The sequence below is a fragment of the Pantoea sp. JZ29 genome, from assembly GCF_035190385.1.
GTDB classification, from domain to species: domain Bacteria; phylum Pseudomonadota; class Gammaproteobacteria; order Enterobacterales; family Enterobacteriaceae; genus Pantoea; species Pantoea stewartii.
The window spans coordinates 3,657,967-3,674,852 of record NZ_CP045241.1 but is presented as its reverse complement, the minus strand read 5'-3'; the positions used below and the strand labels follow the sequence as shown (position 1 = coordinate 3,674,852).

13 protein-coding genes are annotated in these 16,886 nt (G+C 52.6%); 6 read left to right on the top strand and 7 right to left on the bottom strand.

What is annotated here, in order from left to right; translation table 11 throughout:
* Positions 1-219 precede the first annotated feature (219 nt).
* The 5 genes from carA (at position 220) to folA (ending at position 8,318) form a co-directional block, all read left to right on the top strand.
* A complete protein-coding gene (carA, locus tag GC090_RS17080) occupies positions 220-1,368 on the top strand; it encodes a glutamine-hydrolyzing carbamoyl-phosphate synthase small subunit (RefSeq protein WP_054634512.1) in 1,149 nt (382 codons plus the stop codon).
* A gap of 13 nt (positions 1,369-1,381) precedes the next feature.
* On the top strand, positions 1,382-4,612 hold the full coding sequence (carB, locus tag GC090_RS17075) for a carbamoyl-phosphate synthase large subunit (protein ID WP_006117641.1): 3,231 nt from the start codon (positions 1,382-1,384) through the stop codon (positions 4,610-4,612).
* A 657-nt stretch (positions 4,613-5,269) separates the two neighbouring features.
* On the top strand, positions 5,270-6,169 hold the full coding sequence (locus GC090_RS17070) for a GNAT family protein (RefSeq protein ID WP_324020505.1): 900 nt from the start codon (positions 5,270-5,272) through the stop codon (positions 6,167-6,169).
* Between the two features lie 295 nt (positions 6,170-6,464).
* Complete coding sequence (locus GC090_RS17065; protein ID WP_039338767.1) at positions 6,465-7,604, top strand: porin; 1,140 nt, start codon at positions 6,465-6,467, stop codon at positions 7,602-7,604.
* A 231-nt stretch (positions 7,605-7,835) separates the two neighbouring features.
* On the top strand, positions 7,836-8,318 hold the full coding sequence (folA, locus tag GC090_RS17060) for a type 3 dihydrofolate reductase (RefSeq protein WP_006117643.1): 483 nt from the start codon (positions 7,836-7,838) through the stop codon (positions 8,316-8,318).
* A 54-nt stretch (positions 8,319-8,372) separates the two neighbouring features.
* On the opposite strand, the gene apaH is transcribed toward folA, so the two are convergent.
* The 6 genes from apaH to lptD are packed head-to-tail and all read right to left on the bottom strand — an operon-like array spanning position 8,373 to position 15,185.
* A complete protein-coding gene (gene apaH / locus GC090_RS17055; protein ID WP_033740231.1) occupies positions 8,373-9,230 on the bottom strand; it encodes a bis(5'-nucleosyl)-tetraphosphatase (symmetrical) ApaH in 858 nt (285 codons plus the stop codon).
* Between the two features lie 55 nt (positions 9,231-9,285).
* Positions 9,286-9,663: a Co2+/Mg2+ efflux facilitator ApaG/CorD gene (gene apaG, locus GC090_RS17050; protein WP_006117645.1), complete on the bottom strand. Its 378-nt coding sequence runs from the start codon at positions 9,661-9,663 to the stop codon at positions 9,286-9,288.
* 3 nt (positions 9,664-9,666) lie between these two features.
* A complete protein-coding gene (gene rsmA / locus GC090_RS17045; protein WP_324020503.1) occupies positions 9,667-10,488 on the bottom strand; it encodes a 16S rRNA (adenine(1518)-N(6)/adenine(1519)-N(6))-dimethyltransferase RsmA in 822 nt (273 codons plus the stop codon).
* The gene (pdxA, locus tag GC090_RS17040; RefSeq protein WP_054634510.1) at positions 10,481-11,473 is read right to left on the bottom strand and encodes a 4-hydroxythreonine-4-phosphate dehydrogenase PdxA; all 993 of its coding nucleotides are present in this window, start codon (positions 11,471-11,473) and stop codon (positions 10,481-10,483) included. Before pdxA ends, rsmA begins: the two co-directional genes overlap by 8 nt.
* Complete coding sequence (gene surA, locus GC090_RS17035; RefSeq protein WP_054634509.1) at positions 11,463-12,758, bottom strand: peptidylprolyl isomerase SurA; 1,296 nt, start codon at positions 12,756-12,758, stop codon at positions 11,463-11,465. The genes pdxA and surA overlap by 11 nt, the downstream gene beginning before the upstream one ends.
* A 54-nt stretch (positions 12,759-12,812) precedes the next feature.
* Positions 12,813-15,185, bottom strand: a complete 2,373-nt coding sequence (gene lptD, locus GC090_RS17030; protein ID WP_054688462.1) for an LPS assembly protein LptD — start codon at positions 15,183-15,185, stop codon at positions 12,813-12,815.
* Positions 15,186-15,367: 182 nt separating this feature from the next.
* Here lptD and djlA point away from each other — a divergent pair, with 182 nt between their 5' ends.
* Complete coding sequence (gene djlA, locus GC090_RS17025) at positions 15,368-16,180, top strand: co-chaperone DjlA (protein ID WP_006117650.1); 813 nt, start codon at positions 15,368-15,370, stop codon at positions 16,178-16,180.
* Positions 16,181-16,232: 52 nt separating this feature from the next.
* On the opposite strand, the gene rluA is transcribed toward djlA, so the two are convergent.
* On the bottom strand, positions 16,233-16,886 hold the full coding sequence (gene rluA / locus GC090_RS17020) for a bifunctional tRNA pseudouridine(32) synthase/23S rRNA pseudouridine(746) synthase RluA (RefSeq protein ID WP_324020501.1): 654 nt from the start codon (positions 16,884-16,886) through the stop codon (positions 16,233-16,235).

The window sequence follows — 16,886 nt, the reverse complement described above, 5'->3', positions numbered from 1 at the left end:
GATGTTTGTCCCTGTTTTTGTCCCTTATCCTCTTTTTTTCCGCTCTGAGCCTGAAAAGATGTTAAAAAAGTGGCTTCAGGGTGGACAAGTAGCAGAGCGATCATTAGAATGCGCGCAATTTGCCAAAAATTGACCACTCAGGCCGTTTTTGCATTGATTCAGATCATCATTATGAATTAATATGCAGATATTGTGACTGTTTATTCCCTGGAGGATGTTTTGATTAAGTCAGCGCTCTTGGTTCTGGAAGACGGAACCCAATTCCACGGTCGGGCCATCGGGGCTACAGGGTCGGCAGTGGGGGAAGTCGTTTTCAATACGTCAATGACTGGTTATCAAGAAATCCTCACTGATCCTTCCTATTCTCGTCAAATCGTTACTCTCACTTATCCCCATATCGGCAACGTTGGTGCCAACCCCGCCGATGAAGAATCCAGTCAGATTCACGCTCAGGGGCTTGTCATTCGCGACCTGCCACTTATTGCCAGCAACTACCGCAGCGAAGAGAGCCTGTCAGCCTATCTGCAGCGCAATAACATTGTTGCTATTGCCGATATTGATACACGTAAGCTGACGCGTCTGCTGCGCGAGAAAGGCGCACAGAATGGCTGCATTATCGCGGGCGACAATCCGGATGCCGCTCTGGCCTTACAGAAAGCGCAGGCCTTCCCGGGGTTGAAAGGGATGGATCTGGCGAAGGAAGTGACGACGGCAGAAACCTATACCTGGTTGCAGGGGAGCTGGACGCTGGAAGGGGATTTACCTGCGCAGACGTCAGCAGAAGCGCTGCCCTACCATGTTGTGGCTTACGATTATGGTGCTAAGCGCAATATTCTGCGCATGCTGGTCGACCGCGGCTGCCGTCTGACGGTTGTCCCGGCTAAAACGCCCGCCGAAACCGTTCTGGCGATGAATCCGGATGGTATCTTCCTGTCAAACGGTCCGGGTGATCCGGAGCCCTGCGATTACGCCATCGAGGCGATTGAAGCCTTTCTGAAAACCGACATTCCGGTGTTTGGCATTTGCCTTGGCCACCAGTTGCTGGCACTGGCCAGCGGCGCAAAAACCGTAAAAATGAAGCTGGGTCACCACGGTGGTAACCACCCGGTGAAAGATCTCGATAACAATCGCGTCATGATTACGGCACAGAACCACGGCTTTGCGGTGGATGAAACCCATCTGCCCGCCAGTCTGCGGGTAACGCATATTTCGCTGTTTGATAAAACCGTGCAGGGTATCCATCGCACCGACAAGCCTGCGTTCAGCTTCCAGGGCCATCCTGAAGCCAGCCCGGGGCCGGGTGATGCCGCACCGTTATTTGACCACTTTATCGAGTTGATTGACGCATTCCGTTCGAAAGCAAAGTAATCAGGAGCTAATCATGCCAAAACGTACAGATATAAAATCCATCCTGATTCTTGGTGCCGGTCCGATTGTGATCGGTCAGGCCTGCGAATTCGACTATTCCGGTGCCCAGGCCTGTAAAGCCCTGCGCGAAGAGGGTTACCGCGTCATTCTGGTGAACTCGAACCCGGCGACCATTATGACCGACCCGGAAATGGCCGATGCAACCTACATCGAGCCGATTCACTGGGAAGTAGTACGTAAGATTATTGAGAAAGAGCGCCCGGATGCGGTGTTGCCAACCATGGGCGGCCAGACGGCGCTGAACTGTGCGCTGGAGCTGGAACGTCAGGGCGTTCTTGACGAGTTTGGCGTAACCATGATCGGTGCCACGGCCGATGCGATTGATAAAGCGGAAGACCGCCGCCGCTTCGACGTGGCGATGAAAAGCATTGGTCTGGATACGGCGCGCTCCGGTATCGCACATACGATGGAAGAAGCGCTGGCGGTGGCTGCCGATGTCGGCTTCCCCTGCATTATTCGTCCGTCGTTCACTATGGGCGGCACCGGTGGCGGTATCGCGTATAACCGCGAAGAGTTTGAAGAGATCTGCGAACGCGGACTCGATCTTTCGCCCACCAACGAGCTGTTAATCGACGAATCGCTGATTGGCTGGAAAGAGTATGAGATGGAAGTTGTGCGTGACAAAAACGACAACTGCATCATTGTCTGCTCTATCGAAAACTTTGACGCCATGGGCATTCACACCGGTGACTCCATTACGGTGGCGCCCGCACAGACGCTGACCGACAAAGAGTACCAGATCATGCGTAACGCCTCGCTGGCGGTACTGCGTGAGATCGGCGTGGAAACCGGTGGCTCCAACGTCCAGTTCGCGGTGAACCCGAAAAATGGCCGTCTGATCGTCATCGAGATGAACCCGCGTGTGTCACGCTCTTCAGCGCTGGCATCGAAGGCCACCGGATTCCCGATTGCCAAAGTGGCCGCGAAACTGGCGGTAGGCTTTACGCTGGATGAGCTGATGAACGATATCACTGGGGGACGCACACCAGCCTCGTTCGAGCCGTCTATCGATTATGTCGTGACAAAAATTCCTCGCTTCAACTTTGAAAAATTTGCCGGTGCGAATGACCGTCTGACCACCCAGATGAAATCGGTGGGTGAAGTCATGGCGATTGGCCGTACTTTCCAGGAGTCGGTGCAGAAAGCACTGCGTGGTCTGGAAGTGGGAGCTAATGGTTTTGACCCGAAAGTGCATCTGGATGATGCGGAAGCGTTGACCCGCATTCGTCGTGAGCTGAAAGATGCCGGTTCGGATCGTATCTGGTACATCGCGGACGCGTTCCGTGCAGGCATGTCGGTCGATGGCGTATTTAATCTTACCAATATTGATCGCTGGTTCCTGGTGCAGATTGAAGAGCTGGTTCGCCTGGAAGAGCAGGTAGCGCGTGAAGGCATCAATGGCCTTAACGCGGATTTCCTGCGCGCGCTGAAGCGCAAAGGTTTTGCCGACGCACGTCTGGCAGCCCTGGCGGGCGTCGCGGAAGGCGAGATTCGTAAACTGCGTCAGCAGCATCATCTTCACCCAGTCTATAAGCGCGTGGATACCTGTGCGGCGGAATTTGCAACAGACACCGCTTATATGTACTCCACCTATGAAGAAGAGTGCGAAGCTCATCCTAATCAGGATCGCGACAAGATTATGGTGCTGGGTGGCGGACCAAACCGTATTGGTCAGGGCATTGAGTTTGACTACTGCTGTGTCCACGCAGCACTGGCGCTGCGTGAAGATGGCTATGAAACCATCATGGTCAACTGTAACCCGGAAACCGTGTCCACCGATTACGACACTTCTGACCGCCTCTACTTTGAACCTGTCACGCTGGAAGACGTGCTGGAAATCGTGCGCATCGAAAAACCGAAAGGCGTTATCGTGCAGTACGGTGGACAAACGCCACTGAAACTGGCTCGCGCGCTGGAAGCGGCAGGTGTGCCGGTCATTGGCACCAGCCCGGATGCCATCGATCGCGCAGAAGACCGTGAACGTTTTCAGCAGGCGGTTGACCGTCTGAGTCTGAAGCAGCCAGCTAACGCCACCGTCACCACGCTGGAGCAGGCGGTTGAAAAAGCGGCGGGCATTGGTTATCCGCTGGTGGTCCGCCCGTCTTATGTCCTGGGCGGACGCGCCATGGAAATTGTCTACGACGAAATCGACCTGAAACGCTATTTCCAGACGGCGGTGTCAGTGTCCAACGATGCGCCGGTCTTGCTGGATCGCTTCCTGGATGATGCCGTCGAAGTCGATGTGGATGCTATCTGCGACGGTGAGCGCGTGCTGATCGGCGGTATCATGGAACATATCGAGCAGGCTGGCGTTCACTCGGGTGACTCGGCCTGTTCTCTGCCGGCCTACACTTTGAGTCAGGATATTCAGAATGTCATGCGTCAGCAGGTTGAAAAACTGGCGTTTGAGCTGAATGTGCGTGGCCTGATGAACGTACAGTTTGCGGTCAAAGACAACGAAGTTTACCTGATTGAAGTTAACCCGCGTGCGGCGCGTACCGTCCCGTTCGTGTCAAAAGCAACCGGCGTTCCGCTGGCAAAAGTGGCAGCCCGCGTAATGGCAGGCAAAACGCTGGCGGAGCAGGGCGTCACCAAAGAGGTGATTCCACCTTACTACTCTGTCAAAGAAGTGGTGCTGCCGTTTAACAAATTCCAGGGCGTTGACCCGATTCTGGGACCTGAAATGCGTTCAACCGGGGAAGTCATGGGCGTGGGCCGTACCTTTGCCGAGGCGTTTGCCAAGGCGATGCTGGGTGCGCAAAGCAACATGAAGAAAACCGGACGTGCGCTGCTGTCCGTTCGTGAAGGCGACAAGAAACGTATCGTTGACCTCGCGGCGAAGTTGCAGAAGTTTGGTTTTGAACTGGATGCGACGCACGGTACGGCTGTGGTACTGGGCGAGGCCGGTATTAACCCGCGTTTGGTGAATAAGGTTCACGAAGGCCGCCCGCACATTCAGGACCGCCTGAAAAACGGTGAGTACGCCTATATCGTAAATACCACAGCAGGTCGTCAGGCGATTGAAGACTCCAAGCTGATTCGTCGCAGCGCACTGCAATATAAGGTGCATTACGACACGACGCTGAACGGTGGCTTCGCAACGGCAATGGCGCTAAATGCCGATCCAACCGAAAAAGTCATTTCGGTGCAGGAGATGCATGCGCAAATCCTTGCGCATAAATAGCGCAGACTGAGCGCTCAGGCCCCTGTCGGGAGCATCTGCCATAAGCAGAGCACTTCTGGCAGGGGCTTTTTTTTGCAGTACGTCCAGTTCACATCGCATGTGTTTACACGATGTGCCTGTAAAGCTGATGCAGAGAGTGTTGTATTGCAACAGCCTGACCAGCGCGCCTTTTCTGTCTCACGCCACCATTCGCACCCCGTCTAAATGCGGCTGTGGCTCTCGGCCATGCGTCATCACAGCCCACAGGTTTAAACGGCGCTGTAATATTCCAGATCTGCTCTGAATCAGATGAAAAGTTTATTTTATAAAAAATAAGAATGCTGTGTTGCCAATGGATCATCCATTTAAAAAAGATTAATTATAAGTTAATTTGTTTTTCATATTTAATTGGTTTTAGCTAGCTATTCATCAAATTGTTTATTTTTCTCGTTACTCTTGTTTTTAATATTACTCGTCAGGTTTCGCCCTGTTATTTTAAACCATTGCTAAAAAATCAACGAAATCTAAACGGGAGGCCATTATTATATAAAGTCGCGAATAACAAACTGTTCTGTTGTTGTGCTTAACATTACAATGCGGAATTGGTTAAGGCCATGCTGTTCCGGCGTGCCGACAGGTACTGTGAACCTTTTTCGCTAATATAAGTGCGTATTTGCCATGTTGATCCCCAAATTTTTCAAATGGGAGCAGTGCTCTTTTAACGACTATCAAAAAGCGTGTGATGATTTTGGGTACAACTGTGAGTCAGCGCCGGAATTTATCGCTTTCCGGATGCGCCATCAGCAGCCTTTCACGTTTTATGCCTATAAGGTGAAAGGGACTGTGGCAGGGAGCGTTTGCGTTGAAAAAGGCTGGCTCGCTAACGATGGTAAAAACCCTCAGCGTTCGCTTCCTGCGCTACTGACTCCATCAACATCCGTTTATATACCCTTTTGTCGCGACACCAAAACAAAGGTCCTTTTGCCTTTTCGTTGTAAGTCGTTGCATCATCTGCACGGTAATACGTTTCTTAATGCGTCTTATCGTTTGTTGAGCAAGAATAAAGCAGCATTGACGAAAAATCCTGCTGTCGACTTCTCACGAAAAACTGTCTCAACCCGCGAACGCGAATTAAGAAAATTCCTCGCTGATGGCGGAAGTTTGCTTAATGTAAATCATCTTGAGGGTGAGCATATTTTTGAGGTTTTCGAAGCGTTATATCGCGCGAGACGGGAGCAGCCAATTGCTGAAAGAGACATCAATAAAGCCTTTTTCCGTGAGTTCCAGCACTGCTTCAAAGGGCATATGATGTTCCTGAACAATGAGCCAATCGGGCTGCAATTACTGGTCTCTGTAAATAGCCAGGTTGGCATGTTTGTGGACTTTATCAATATTGGCTACCGGATGGACAGCAATGCGGGCGCAGTGGGGACGATGCTGATGTGGAAGAATCTTACCTCTTTGCATCAGGAGGCGTCTGATAAACAGGTTCCTCTCTATTATTCCTATGGTTCGATGTCAGGAGAGTACAAAAACAGATGGTGCCATGCTGTGCCTAATGGACGCGTCATTATCTGAAGTCAGTGCGTTATGAGAACGCGTCTTATCTTCAATAACAGTTACCAGGCGTGCCTGTTTCTCTTACCGTTTTTCAGGAAATGACTGAAGCAAAAAAGCCGTACGATGTCTGATACGATTCCGGCAAAAGAGAGAGGTGGGTAAACAATTTAAGAAATTTGATTTAAATATTATCAAATCATGCCTGATTCGCTTTTTCGCACAAATTTATAATACAAAGTACTACCAAGTCATGCATGGCCAATGTAATATCCTGCCCGCTCATGAAGAGAGCGTAAACAGGATATTCATAACAATGAAAGCGCGTAATTTTGCACTGAGTGCAGTGGCTGCACTGTTGGCTCTGGTCACGTTTTCCAGCCAGGCTGAAATCACTCTTCTTAAACAAGACCCACAAGCAGGCGATCCCCTTAGCCGTCTCGATTTCAAATTTGGTGGCAGCATTCGCCCCCAGTTTAATCATCAAACCGGCGTCAACGATAAATCTTACAAGCGTAATGGCTTTGACGGCGGATCCCGTTTCCGTTTCAGCGCCGACTACTACCTGTTCGATGATATTAGCTGGACCAGCTACTATGAACTGGGCGTTAATATTCCGGCCGTGTTCAACTGGGATAATCACTACGCTAAAGGTGCGCACGAGACTACTCGCCGCCAGCTTTATACCGGCCTGAAAAGTAAGACCTGGGGCCAGTTAACCTTTGGTCAGCAGAACAGCGTTTATTACGATGTTGTGGGTGCCAAGACGGATATCTGGGATTACGACATGCTGGCCCAGGCACCGGTCAACGGCATTAACGGTGATTACGATGGTTCCTACCGTTCTCGTAAGCAGCTGAAATACAAAAACAGTTATGGGGCAGTCGATCTTTACGCCTCTTACCTGTTTAGCGATAACGAGTATCTGCCGGGCAACGGGCTGCGCTATAAGCGCCAGGGCGGTGGCTCGCTGGGTGTGAATTACAATATTACGCCTACCCTGGCATGGGGCACGGCCTGGAACTACACCCGCGCCAGCATGCGTAATCCTGCTACTGGCAACAGTAAAGATTACGACCAAAATATTTTTGGAACAGCATTGAGCTGGACGCCAGGTAACTGGACCCTGTCAGCAGGGGGGGGCTGGTACCAAAACTTCATGACCACCAAACAGCGCAACGTGAATAACTATTTTGCGGATGATGCCTGGGGCATCGAATATTACGCCGGATATAAAATCCCGGTGGCGCAATATGGTGTCAAAGCCGTTCAGCCTTATGTCATGGGTGACCGTTTAGAATATGCGAATGGCCGTAACTACCAGCGCATCGACAATGGTCTGGGCGTAACGCTGTTCCTTGACTATGGTTTCCGTGTGGATTACGAACATGTCTTCACGTCCAGCACGGATAATCAGGGCGACATGAATCTGGTTCGCTTCCGCTACGATTTCTGATAATCCCAACGGCTCCGTCTGGAGCCGTTTTATTCTCTGTGTTTATCACGCACTCGCGTCATTATCTGGCGATTTAAGGGTTATAACCGCGATTTTTGCGGAGTAAAACCCTGTACAAACTCTGAAAGGCGGTGTCTATGCCGCTTTATTTAAGAAGCCCGTTCCTGCTATCGACGAAGGTTTAACCTTTACGTATCATGGCGCCTGTTTTTTTTCAGCGAGCTTTTTAACATGATTAGTCTTATCGCGGCATTAGCAGCAGATCGCATTATTGGAATGGAAAACGCCATGCCGTGGGACCTGCCTGCAGATCTGGCGTGGTTTAAGCGCAACACACTAAAAAAGCCCGTCATTATGGGCAGGCTGACTTTTGAATCGATCGGCCGGCCTTTACCGGGCCGGTTGAATATTGTGGTCAGCAGTAAACCCGGTCACGCAGAAGGCGTTACCTGGGTAACGTCGCTGGATGACGCAGTAAATGCTGCGGGTGAAGCTGAAGAGATCATGGTCATTGGCGGCGGCCGCATTTATGAACAGATGTTAGCCCGCGCTGACCGCCTTTATCTGACGCATATTGATGCTGAAGTAGAAGGGGATACCCAGTTCCCGGACTACGAACCGGATGAATGGCATTCTACCTTTAGCGAATTCCATGACGCTGACGAGCAGAATTCGCACAGCTACTGCTTCGAGATCCTCGAACGACGTCGTTAATGGGGGATCGAAAAATGCCTTGTTGTTGGGACAAGGCGTTTTTATGGCGGTGGATCAGCTGGCTGACTGTTGGGGTGACAGATCGTCTGGTACAGAAAGCTGGCGGTTGGAAGGCTGAACATAATAACGCTGCGTTTCCCAGTGCAGCAGGGTCAGATTCCCACCCCAGCAGCAACCGGTATCCAGACCGATAATGCCCTCTGGTGTCCCTTTGCCTTCCAGTGATGCCCAGTGCCCAAACACAATGGTGTGATCGCGGGCAACGGGCCCTTCAATCGTAAACCAGGGTTTAAGCGGTGGCGGCGCTGATTCAGGCGCATCCTTACAAATCATATCGAGCTGTCCGTTTGGGAAGCAAAAACGCATACGGGTCAGCGCGTTAGTAGAGAAACGTAGCCGCGCCAGGCCGGACAGGGATTCGCTCCAGTTATTCGGCATGTCGCCATACATGGCATCAAGGAACAGCGGATAGCTGTCACTGGCCAGGACGGCTTCGACTTCACGCGCGCAGCGTTGCGCCGTCTCCAGATCCCACTGCGGCGTAATGCCCGCATGGCCCATCACCAGCTTCTTTTCTTCATCAACCTGCAGCAGAGGCTGCCGACGTAGCCAGTTGATCAATTCATCTGCGTCTTCCGCTTCCAGCAGTGGCGTCAGGCGATCTTTAGGTTTATTGCGGCTGATGCCGGCATAAACGGCCAGCAAATGCAGATCGTGATTGCCCAGAACCAGGCGAACGCTGTCTCCCAGCGATTTGACGTAGCGTAGTACCTCCAGCGAGCCGGGCCCACGTGCGACCAGATCACCTGTCAGCCACAAGGTATCCTGACCAGGATCATAGTTCACCTGGTTTAGCAGAGCACGTAATTCATCATAACAACCGTGAACGTCGCCAATCAGGTAAGTATTCATTGTGAATTATCCAACTAAAAACAGTCGCCCGTTAGTCGGGCGAAAGGCATCAGGTTCAGTGAATATGGCTTTCAACAGCCAGGCGGAAAACGGGGATGTCGACGTGAAACGTATCGCCTTGCTCATCCACCATCACATAGTGGCCCTGCATCGTGCCCATAGGCGTTTCAAGCACCGCGCCACTGGTATATTGGTATTCACTACCGGACGCAATGTGTGGTTGTTCACCGATTACGCCTTCACCCTGAACTTCTGTTTCACGTCCATTGCCGTTGGTGATCAACCAGTAGCGCCCGAGCAGTTGCACAGAGGAGCGGCCTAAATTGCGGATCGTAACGGTATAAGCAAAAACATAACGCTCTTCTTCCGGTGAGGATTGCGAGGCGACATAAAGGCTTTGGACGTGGATCGATACGCGGGCCGGTTCACTCATAGGTTACTCCTGCGGTTTATCCAGATGGTCTGCCAACCAGTTTGCTAACTGACAATATTGCGCAACCGACACGTTTTCTGCACGCAGGCCCGTATCGATCGACAAGTCTTCCAGCGCACCCGCAGTCACCATATGGCTCAGGCTGTTACGCAGCGTTTTACGACGTTGGCCGAACGCTTCCGTGGTAATACGGCTTAAAATACGCACGTCTTTTACCGGATGCGGTGGCGTCATAAAAGGCACCAAACGTACTACCGCTGAATCCACCTTAGGAGGCGGCGTAAAAGCGTGCGGTGGCACTTCCAGCACCGGGATGACCTGGCAGTAATACTGCGCCATGACGCTCAGGCGACCATATGCTTTGCTGCCCGGACCGGCCACCAGGCGATTAACCACTTCTTTCTGCAGCATGAAGTGCATATCTTTAATCGAACCAGTATAGCTGAACAGATGAAACATCAGCGGGGTCGAAATGTTGTAGGGCAGATTACCAAAGACGCGTAGCGGCTGGCCTTTCTCTTTAGCCAGCGCGGCAAAATCAAAAGTCATGGCATCCTGCTGATAAATCGTCAGCTTAGGACCTAAAAACGGATGTGTCTGCAGGCGGGCTGCCAGATCGCGGTCAAGCTCCACAACCGTTAAGCTGTCGAGACGTTCGCCGACCGGTTCTGTCAGGGCACCGAGGCCCGGCCCAATCTCGACTAACGCTTCGTCGCGTTGCGGATGAATGGCGGAGACAATGCTGTCGATAATGTATTGATCGTTCAGGAAGTTCTGCCCGAAACGTTTACGGGCGAAGTGCCCCTGATGGACGCGATTATTCATTACTGCTCTTGATCATAGTGATGGCGAGATTAAGCGCCGTGATAAAGCTGCCCGCGTCAGCCTGACCCAGCCCGGCTAGTTCAAGCGCGGTGCCGTGATCGACTGAGGTACGGATAAACGGCAGGCCGAGGGTAATATTCACCGCGCGACCAAATCCCTGAAATTTGAGGACCGGTAAGCCCTGATCGTGATACATCGCCAGCACCGCATCGGCATGTTGCAGATATTTGGGCTGGAAAAGTGTGTCCGCGGGCAATGGGCCAGTCAGCTGAATACCCTGCTGGCGGAGTTCATTCAGTGCCGGGATAATCGTGTCTATCTCTTCCCGACCCATGTGGCCGCCTTCACCCGCATGAGGATTCAGCCCACAGACAAAAATATGCGGCTGGGCGATCGCGAATTTCTCTTTGAGATCCTGATGCAGGATCGTGATCACTTCATGCAGGCAATCCCGGGTGACGGCGTCAGCGACCGCTTTTAACGGCAGGTGCGTGGTCGCAAGCGCGACGCGTAACTGCTCTGTTGCCAGCATCATGACCACGCGGTGCGCGCCTGCACGCTCGGCAAAGAATTCGGTATGGCCTGTAAACGGTATCCCCGCGTCATTGATCACGCCCTTATGCACAGGGCCGGTAATCAATGCAGCAAACTCACCGGACAAGCAGCCGTCGCAGGCGCGAGCCAGCGTTTCCAGTACATAGTGACCGTTGTCGACACAAAGCGTACCGGGTGTGACGGGCTGCGGGAGTTCAACGGGAAGGACGGTGAGTGTACCGGCCTGCTGGGGCACTGGAGGCTCGGCAGAATCGTAAAGACGAAGGGTCAGAGGCAAACCCAGCAATGCGGCGCGCTGCAGCAAGAGCTGGGGAGACGCACAAACGACCAGCTCAACAGGCCAGGCCTGTTGAGCCAGTTGCACAGCCAGATCGGGACCAATCCCGGCGGGTTCGCCGGGCGTAATCACCACACGACAATCACTGCGCATTGTTATCCAAAATTTTCACGTAAGCCCCTGCACGTTGCTCCTGCATCCAGGTCTGCGCTTCTTCCGCGAACTTGCGGTTGAACAGCATGCGGTAAGCACGCTCTTTCTGGGCTGCATCCGTTTTATCAACCTGACGCGTGTCCAGCAACTGAATCAAATGCCAGCCGAAAGAGGAATGAACGGGCTGGCTAATTTCCCCTTTTTTCAGGCGTAGTAGCGCATCGCGGAACGCCGGGTCAAAGACTTCAGGCGAGGTCCATCCCAGATCGCCGCCCTGGTTAGCCGAGCCCGGATCGTCAGAGAATTGTTTTGCGGCGGCCGCAAAAGTGGTTTTACCGCTGCGGATATCGGCGGCAATTTGTTCCAGCTTCGCGCGGGCCTGATCGTCAGTCATGATCGGTGACGGCTTCAGCAGAATATGGCGTGCATGCACCTCGGTGACAGAGATGTTTTTGCTTTCGCCACGCAAATCGTTCACTTTCAGAATATGGAAGCCCACACCGGAACGAATCGGACCAACGATATCGCCTTTTTTCGCCGTGGCCAGAGCCTGAGCAAACAGCGTCGGCAGCTCTTCAATTTTTGACCAGCCCATATTGCCGCCTTTCAGGGCCTGGGAGTCAGCGGAGTAGGTAACGGCCAGTTTGCCGAAATCAGCACCGCCCTTCAGTTCGCTCACCAGCTGTTTTGCCAGTTTTTCCTGGTCGTCAACCTGCTGTTGTGTCGGGTTTTCAGGCAGCGGCAGAAGAATGGTGCTGATATTCATCTCAGTCCCTTGAGTATTCTGCGCACCCACCTGTTTTGCCAGCGTATCCACTTCCTGCGGCAGGATGGTGACGCGACGGCGGACTTCGTTATTACGGACTTCAGAGATCAGCATCTCTTTACGAATCTGCGACCGATACGTGTTGTAGTCCATACCGTCATAGGCCAGACGACTGCGCAGTTGATCGAGGGTCATGTGGTTTTGTGCGGCAATATTCTGAATGGCCTGATCCAGCTGCTGATCGCTGATTTGCAAACCGGCTTTATCGCCTAACTGCAGAATGATCGCGTCCATAATCTCACGCTCAAGGATCTGATGGCGTAAGGTTTTATCGTCCGGTAGCTGCTGGCCGGCCTGTTTCGCCTGAGATTTAACGGTGTTCATCATGCTGTCCACGTCACTCTCAAGGACCACGCCGTTATTAACCACAGCTGCAACTTTATCAACCACTTGTGGTGCTGCGAACACGGTGTTGGCACTGATCGCCACACCAAGAATCAGCATTCTCCAGTTCTTCATACTTTATCCATTATTGGTTCCGCACTGCGGGATTGCCTGTCAAACATCACAACATCAGAATGCACGCTGGTAAGGGATGATCCCCTGACTCAGCATCTGGCCAGTGCCCAGGCCATAATTCGAGCTCAGGCCACGTAACTCAATGTTGAATGAGATTTGGTTGTCGTACTTACTGTCGTTGTTTTCCCAACCGTTGATTTTACGTTCATATCCCAGACGAATCGCGTAGCAACACGAGCTGTACTGCAGGCCAACCAGCTGTGATGCCGGGCGATTATTGCGCGTATCGTAGTAATACGCGCCAACCACCGACCAGGCATCATGAATTGGCCAACTTGCCGTGGTGCCAACCTGTGAAATCCCGTTTTTATAAATCGGGTTATTCACCAGTGAGCTGTCGTTAAGCGCAGAAGCAACATACTCCGGGCTGCTGTAACGGTAGCTCAACTGCACCATACGGTCAGCATCACGACGGTATTCCAGCACGGTATTGCCCTGCGCCACGTTATTCAGGCGGGTATCGTATTGCAGCCCGCCACGCACGCCCCAGCGTTCGCTGATCTTCCAGTACGTATCCCCGGCCCAAAGAAGACTGCCGGTATCGTCATCTTTATTGGTCTGGTTAACGCCTGTACGCGAAGGCGTGAACGAATAGATTTGACCCACAGAAACGTTAAAACGTTCAACCAGATCATTATCATAAATTCGTGTAGTCACACCGGTCGCGACCTGGTTCGCTGAGGCGATGCGATCCAGACCGCTGTAAGAGCGATCGCGGAACAGGCCGGTGTAGTCCGTTTGCAGCAGCGTGGAGTCGTAAGGATAGATGTCGCTCTGGTCCCGATACGGGATATACAGGTACTGAACCCTTGGCTCCAGCGTTTGGGTGTAACCCTGCGCCCAGTCCATATCACGATCAAATACCATGCGCCCATCGACTTTAAACTGCGGTAATGTGCGGTTGACGGAGTCTTTCAGGACACCGCTGGTAGTGCTGGTGGGGGCAAAGTTAGCGTTGTAGTAATCAACATCTTTTTGCTGATAGTGCGTGGCCAGAAATTTGGCTTCAGTATCCAGGCTGGCCCAGCTGTTTGATAACGGCAGATCGAGCGTAGGTTCAACATGTAAACGCGTGGTTTCAGGGAACTTGCTGTTTACATTGACAAATTTCACAGCCTGAGCATAGACCCGCGTGTCGAACGGACCGACATCGTTCTGGTACCAGTTCAGGTCAAGTTGCGGGAAGGCACGATAGACATTGCTGTTACTGGTATTACCAAAAATCTGGAAATCTTTGGTCGACAGGGTTGCGTCCCAGTTAGTATCCGCATAACCGACGCTAAATTTCTGTGAGGCATAGCCGTCGGTGGACGTGTAATAGGGTGACGTCAAATCGTTGAAATAGAACGGATCGCTGACTTTGGTATAGTCGGCGTTAAAGCGCCAGTGCTGGTCATATACACCGGCATGACGCCAGTAAAACAACCAGCGATCAGAACTGTCGTTCTGCGCGATTTGACGTAACGCTTTATCATTGTCGTACTGCTTGTCTGAGGCCAGATAGTCAAATTCGACCAGGCCTGCGCCCGCTTCTGTGAGGTAACGGAATTCGTTCTGCAATTGCAGACCACGTTTACTCATATAGTGCGGCGTAATGGTGGCATCGGCCTGAGGCGCGATGTTCCAGTAGTAAGGCAGAATAAACTCGAAACCGTTACTGCTGCCGTATTTGGCATTAGGGATCAGGAAGCCTGAGCGGCGCCGATCGCCCAGCGGCAACTGCAGATACGGGCTGTAAAACACCGGAACCGGGCCAAGCTTAAAGCGCGCGTTCCAGATCTCTGCCACTTCTTCCTGGCGATCCTGAATGATTTCGGACCCCGCCACGCTCCAGCTGTTACTGCCGGGCAGACAGGACGTGAAGGTGCCGTTTTCCATGATGGTGTAACGGTTTTGTCCACGCAGCTTCATTTGATCGCCTGTACCCCGCCCCTGGCGGCCGACCATCTGATAATCACCGTCCCAGACGTTAGTATCTTTGGTGTTAAGATTCGACCAGGCTTTCGGACCTTTCAGGATGACCTGATTATCGTCGTAGTGCACATTACCTAGCGCATCGACGGTCCGGACGGGCGTCGTCTGACCTTCTGGCTGGCGTTGGTGAAGTTGCACCTCATCAGCCAGCATGCGGCTGTTGCCCTGGCTGACGTCTACATCACCTTTGAAAATGGCATCATCAGGATAGTTGCCTTTCACGGAATCCGAGTGAATAGTAACGGGCAACTGATTGGGATCGCCATTGACCAGAGGGCGATTATAACTCGGCACGCCTAACATACACTGCGACATTAAATCGTCGGCGAAGGCTTGCTGGCTAATGGCTGCGCCGATCAGGGTGGCCAGCAGAGTAGGTATACGTTTTTTCATACGCGGTATCGAGAATTCCATGAAAACTGGCATCATGCCGACAATCGGGTCAGAGACTAACGCACTGCCTGGCGTTGCGCCAGTGTTAATCCTTTTCTGTCCGCGCTGCCGTTAGGCGCTGAGATAAATGACAGGTATGATAATGCAATTTTCAGCCGTAAGCATGGCGAATTGAGGAGTTTATGCGCTACTGGGGAAAAGTTATAGGTCTGGTGCTGGGATTATTGTCTGGCGCGGGCTTTTGGGGAATTGTAATCGGCCTGATCATTGGGCATGGATTTGACAAGGTTCGCGGCGCACAAAGCAAGGCGTACTTTTCAAACACCCAGACCCGACAGTCACTGTTTTTCAGCACCACGTTTCAGGTGATGGGGCATTTAACCAAATCGAAAGGGCGCGTAACGGAAGCGGACATCCAGATTGCGTCTCTGTTTATGGACCGCATGCAGCTTCACGGTGAGGCGCGTACTGCCGCACAACGTGCTTTTCGTGAGGGCAAACAGGGCGAATATCCGTTGCGGACCAAACTGCGCGAATTACGCAGTGCCTGCTTTGGTCGTTTTGACCTGATTCGGATGTTTCTGGAAATTCAGATTCAGGCCGCGTTTGCCGACGGCACACTGCATCCCAACGAACGTCAGGTCCTGTACGTTATTGGTGAAGAGTTGGGCATTTCACACAGCCAGTTCGATCAGTTTCTGCGCATGATGGAAGGCGGCCAGCAGTTTGGCGGCGGCCGCAGTTATTCTCAAGGCGGTTTCCAGCAGGCACAACGCGGTCCTACGCTGGACGATGCCTGTAATGTGCTGGGCGTGAAAAGCAGTGATGATGCCACTACCATCAAGCGAGCCTATCGCAAACTGATGAGTGAGCACCATCCCGATAAGCTGGTGGCAAAAGGATTACCGCCAGAAATGATGGAAATGGCCAAACAGAAAGCGCAGGACATTCAGTCGGCTTACGATCTGATTCGCAAAGAAAAAGGCTTTAAGTAAGCGGCGGCGCCCCGGTGATTCATCCGCGGGGCGCGAGTCATAAACGGGCCGGTCAGAAATCGGCGGGCTGCTTGAAGGTCATCGCACTGCCAAAAGCAGGATGCGTGATGGTCAGCGATTCGGCATGCAGCAGAAGCCGGCTTGCCATTGCCCTGGCTTCTGGGTGAGCATAAAACCCGTCCCCAAGTATCGGATGGCCCAGCGCCAGCATATGCACGCGCAACTGGTGCGAACGGCCGGTAATGGGCTTCAACGTGACGCGTGCGCTGTTATCGTCCCGATATTCCACCACCTGATACTCGGTTTGTGCCGACTTACCCGTCTCAAAACACACTTTCTGTTTTGGCCGGTTGGGCCAGTCACAAATCAAGGGCAAATCCACCAGGCCTTTTTCCTCTGCCAGATGTCCCCAGACCTGAGCGACATAGGTTTTGGCGGGCTCGCGCTCGCGAAACTGACGTTTTAGTTCACGCTCAGCGGCTTTCGTCAGTGCGACGACAATCACGCCGCTGGTGGCCATATCCAGCCGATGCACCGATTCGGCTTCAGGATAATCCCGCTGGATCCGCGTCATCACGCTGTCTTTGTGCGCCTCAAGTCGACCCGGCACGGAAAGCAGGCCGCTGGGCTTATTCACCACCATGATGTGCGCATCCTGATAGAGAATGTGCAGCCAGGGCTCAAGCGGCGGATTATAGGGTTCCAT

Coding starts and splice junctions, on each gene's coding strand:
- carB (WP_006117641.1), top strand. CDS start 1,382: ATGCCAAAACGTACAGATATAAAATCCATCCTGATTCTTGGTGCCGGT.
- GC090_RS17070 (WP_324020505.1), top strand. CDS start 5,270: ATGTTGATCCCCAAATTTTTCAAATGGGAGCAGTGCTCTTTTAACGAC.
- GC090_RS17065 (WP_039338767.1), top strand. CDS start 6,465: ATGAAAGCGCGTAATTTTGCACTGAGTGCAGTGGCTGCACTGTTGGCT.
- folA (WP_006117643.1), top strand. CDS start 7,836: ATGATTAGTCTTATCGCGGCATTAGCAGCAGATCGCATTATTGGAATG.
- apaH (WP_033740231.1), bottom strand. CDS start 9,230: ATGAATACTTACCTGATTGGCGACGTTCACGGTTGTTATGATGAATTA.
- apaG (WP_006117645.1), bottom strand. CDS start 9,663: ATGAGTGAACCGGCCCGCGTATCGATCCACGTCCAAAGCCTTTATGTC.
- rsmA (WP_324020503.1), bottom strand. CDS start 10,488: ATGAATAATCGCGTCCATCAGGGGCACTTCGCCCGTAAACGTTTCGGG.
- pdxA (WP_054634510.1), bottom strand. CDS start 11,473: ATGCGCAGTGATTGTCGTGTGGTGATTACGCCCGGCGAACCCGCCGGG.
- surA (WP_054634509.1), bottom strand. CDS start 12,758: ATGAAGAACTGGAGAATGCTGATTCTTGGTGTGGCGATCAGTGCCAAC.
- lptD (WP_054688462.1), bottom strand. CDS start 15,185: ATGAAAAAACGTATACCTACTCTGCTGGCCACCCTGATCGGCGCAGCC.
- djlA (WP_006117650.1), top strand. CDS start 15,368: ATGCGCTACTGGGGAAAAGTTATAGGTCTGGTGCTGGGATTATTGTCT.
- rluA (WP_324020501.1), bottom strand. CDS start 16,886: ATGGAACCCTATAATCCGCCGCTTGAGCCCTGGCTGCACATTCTCTAT.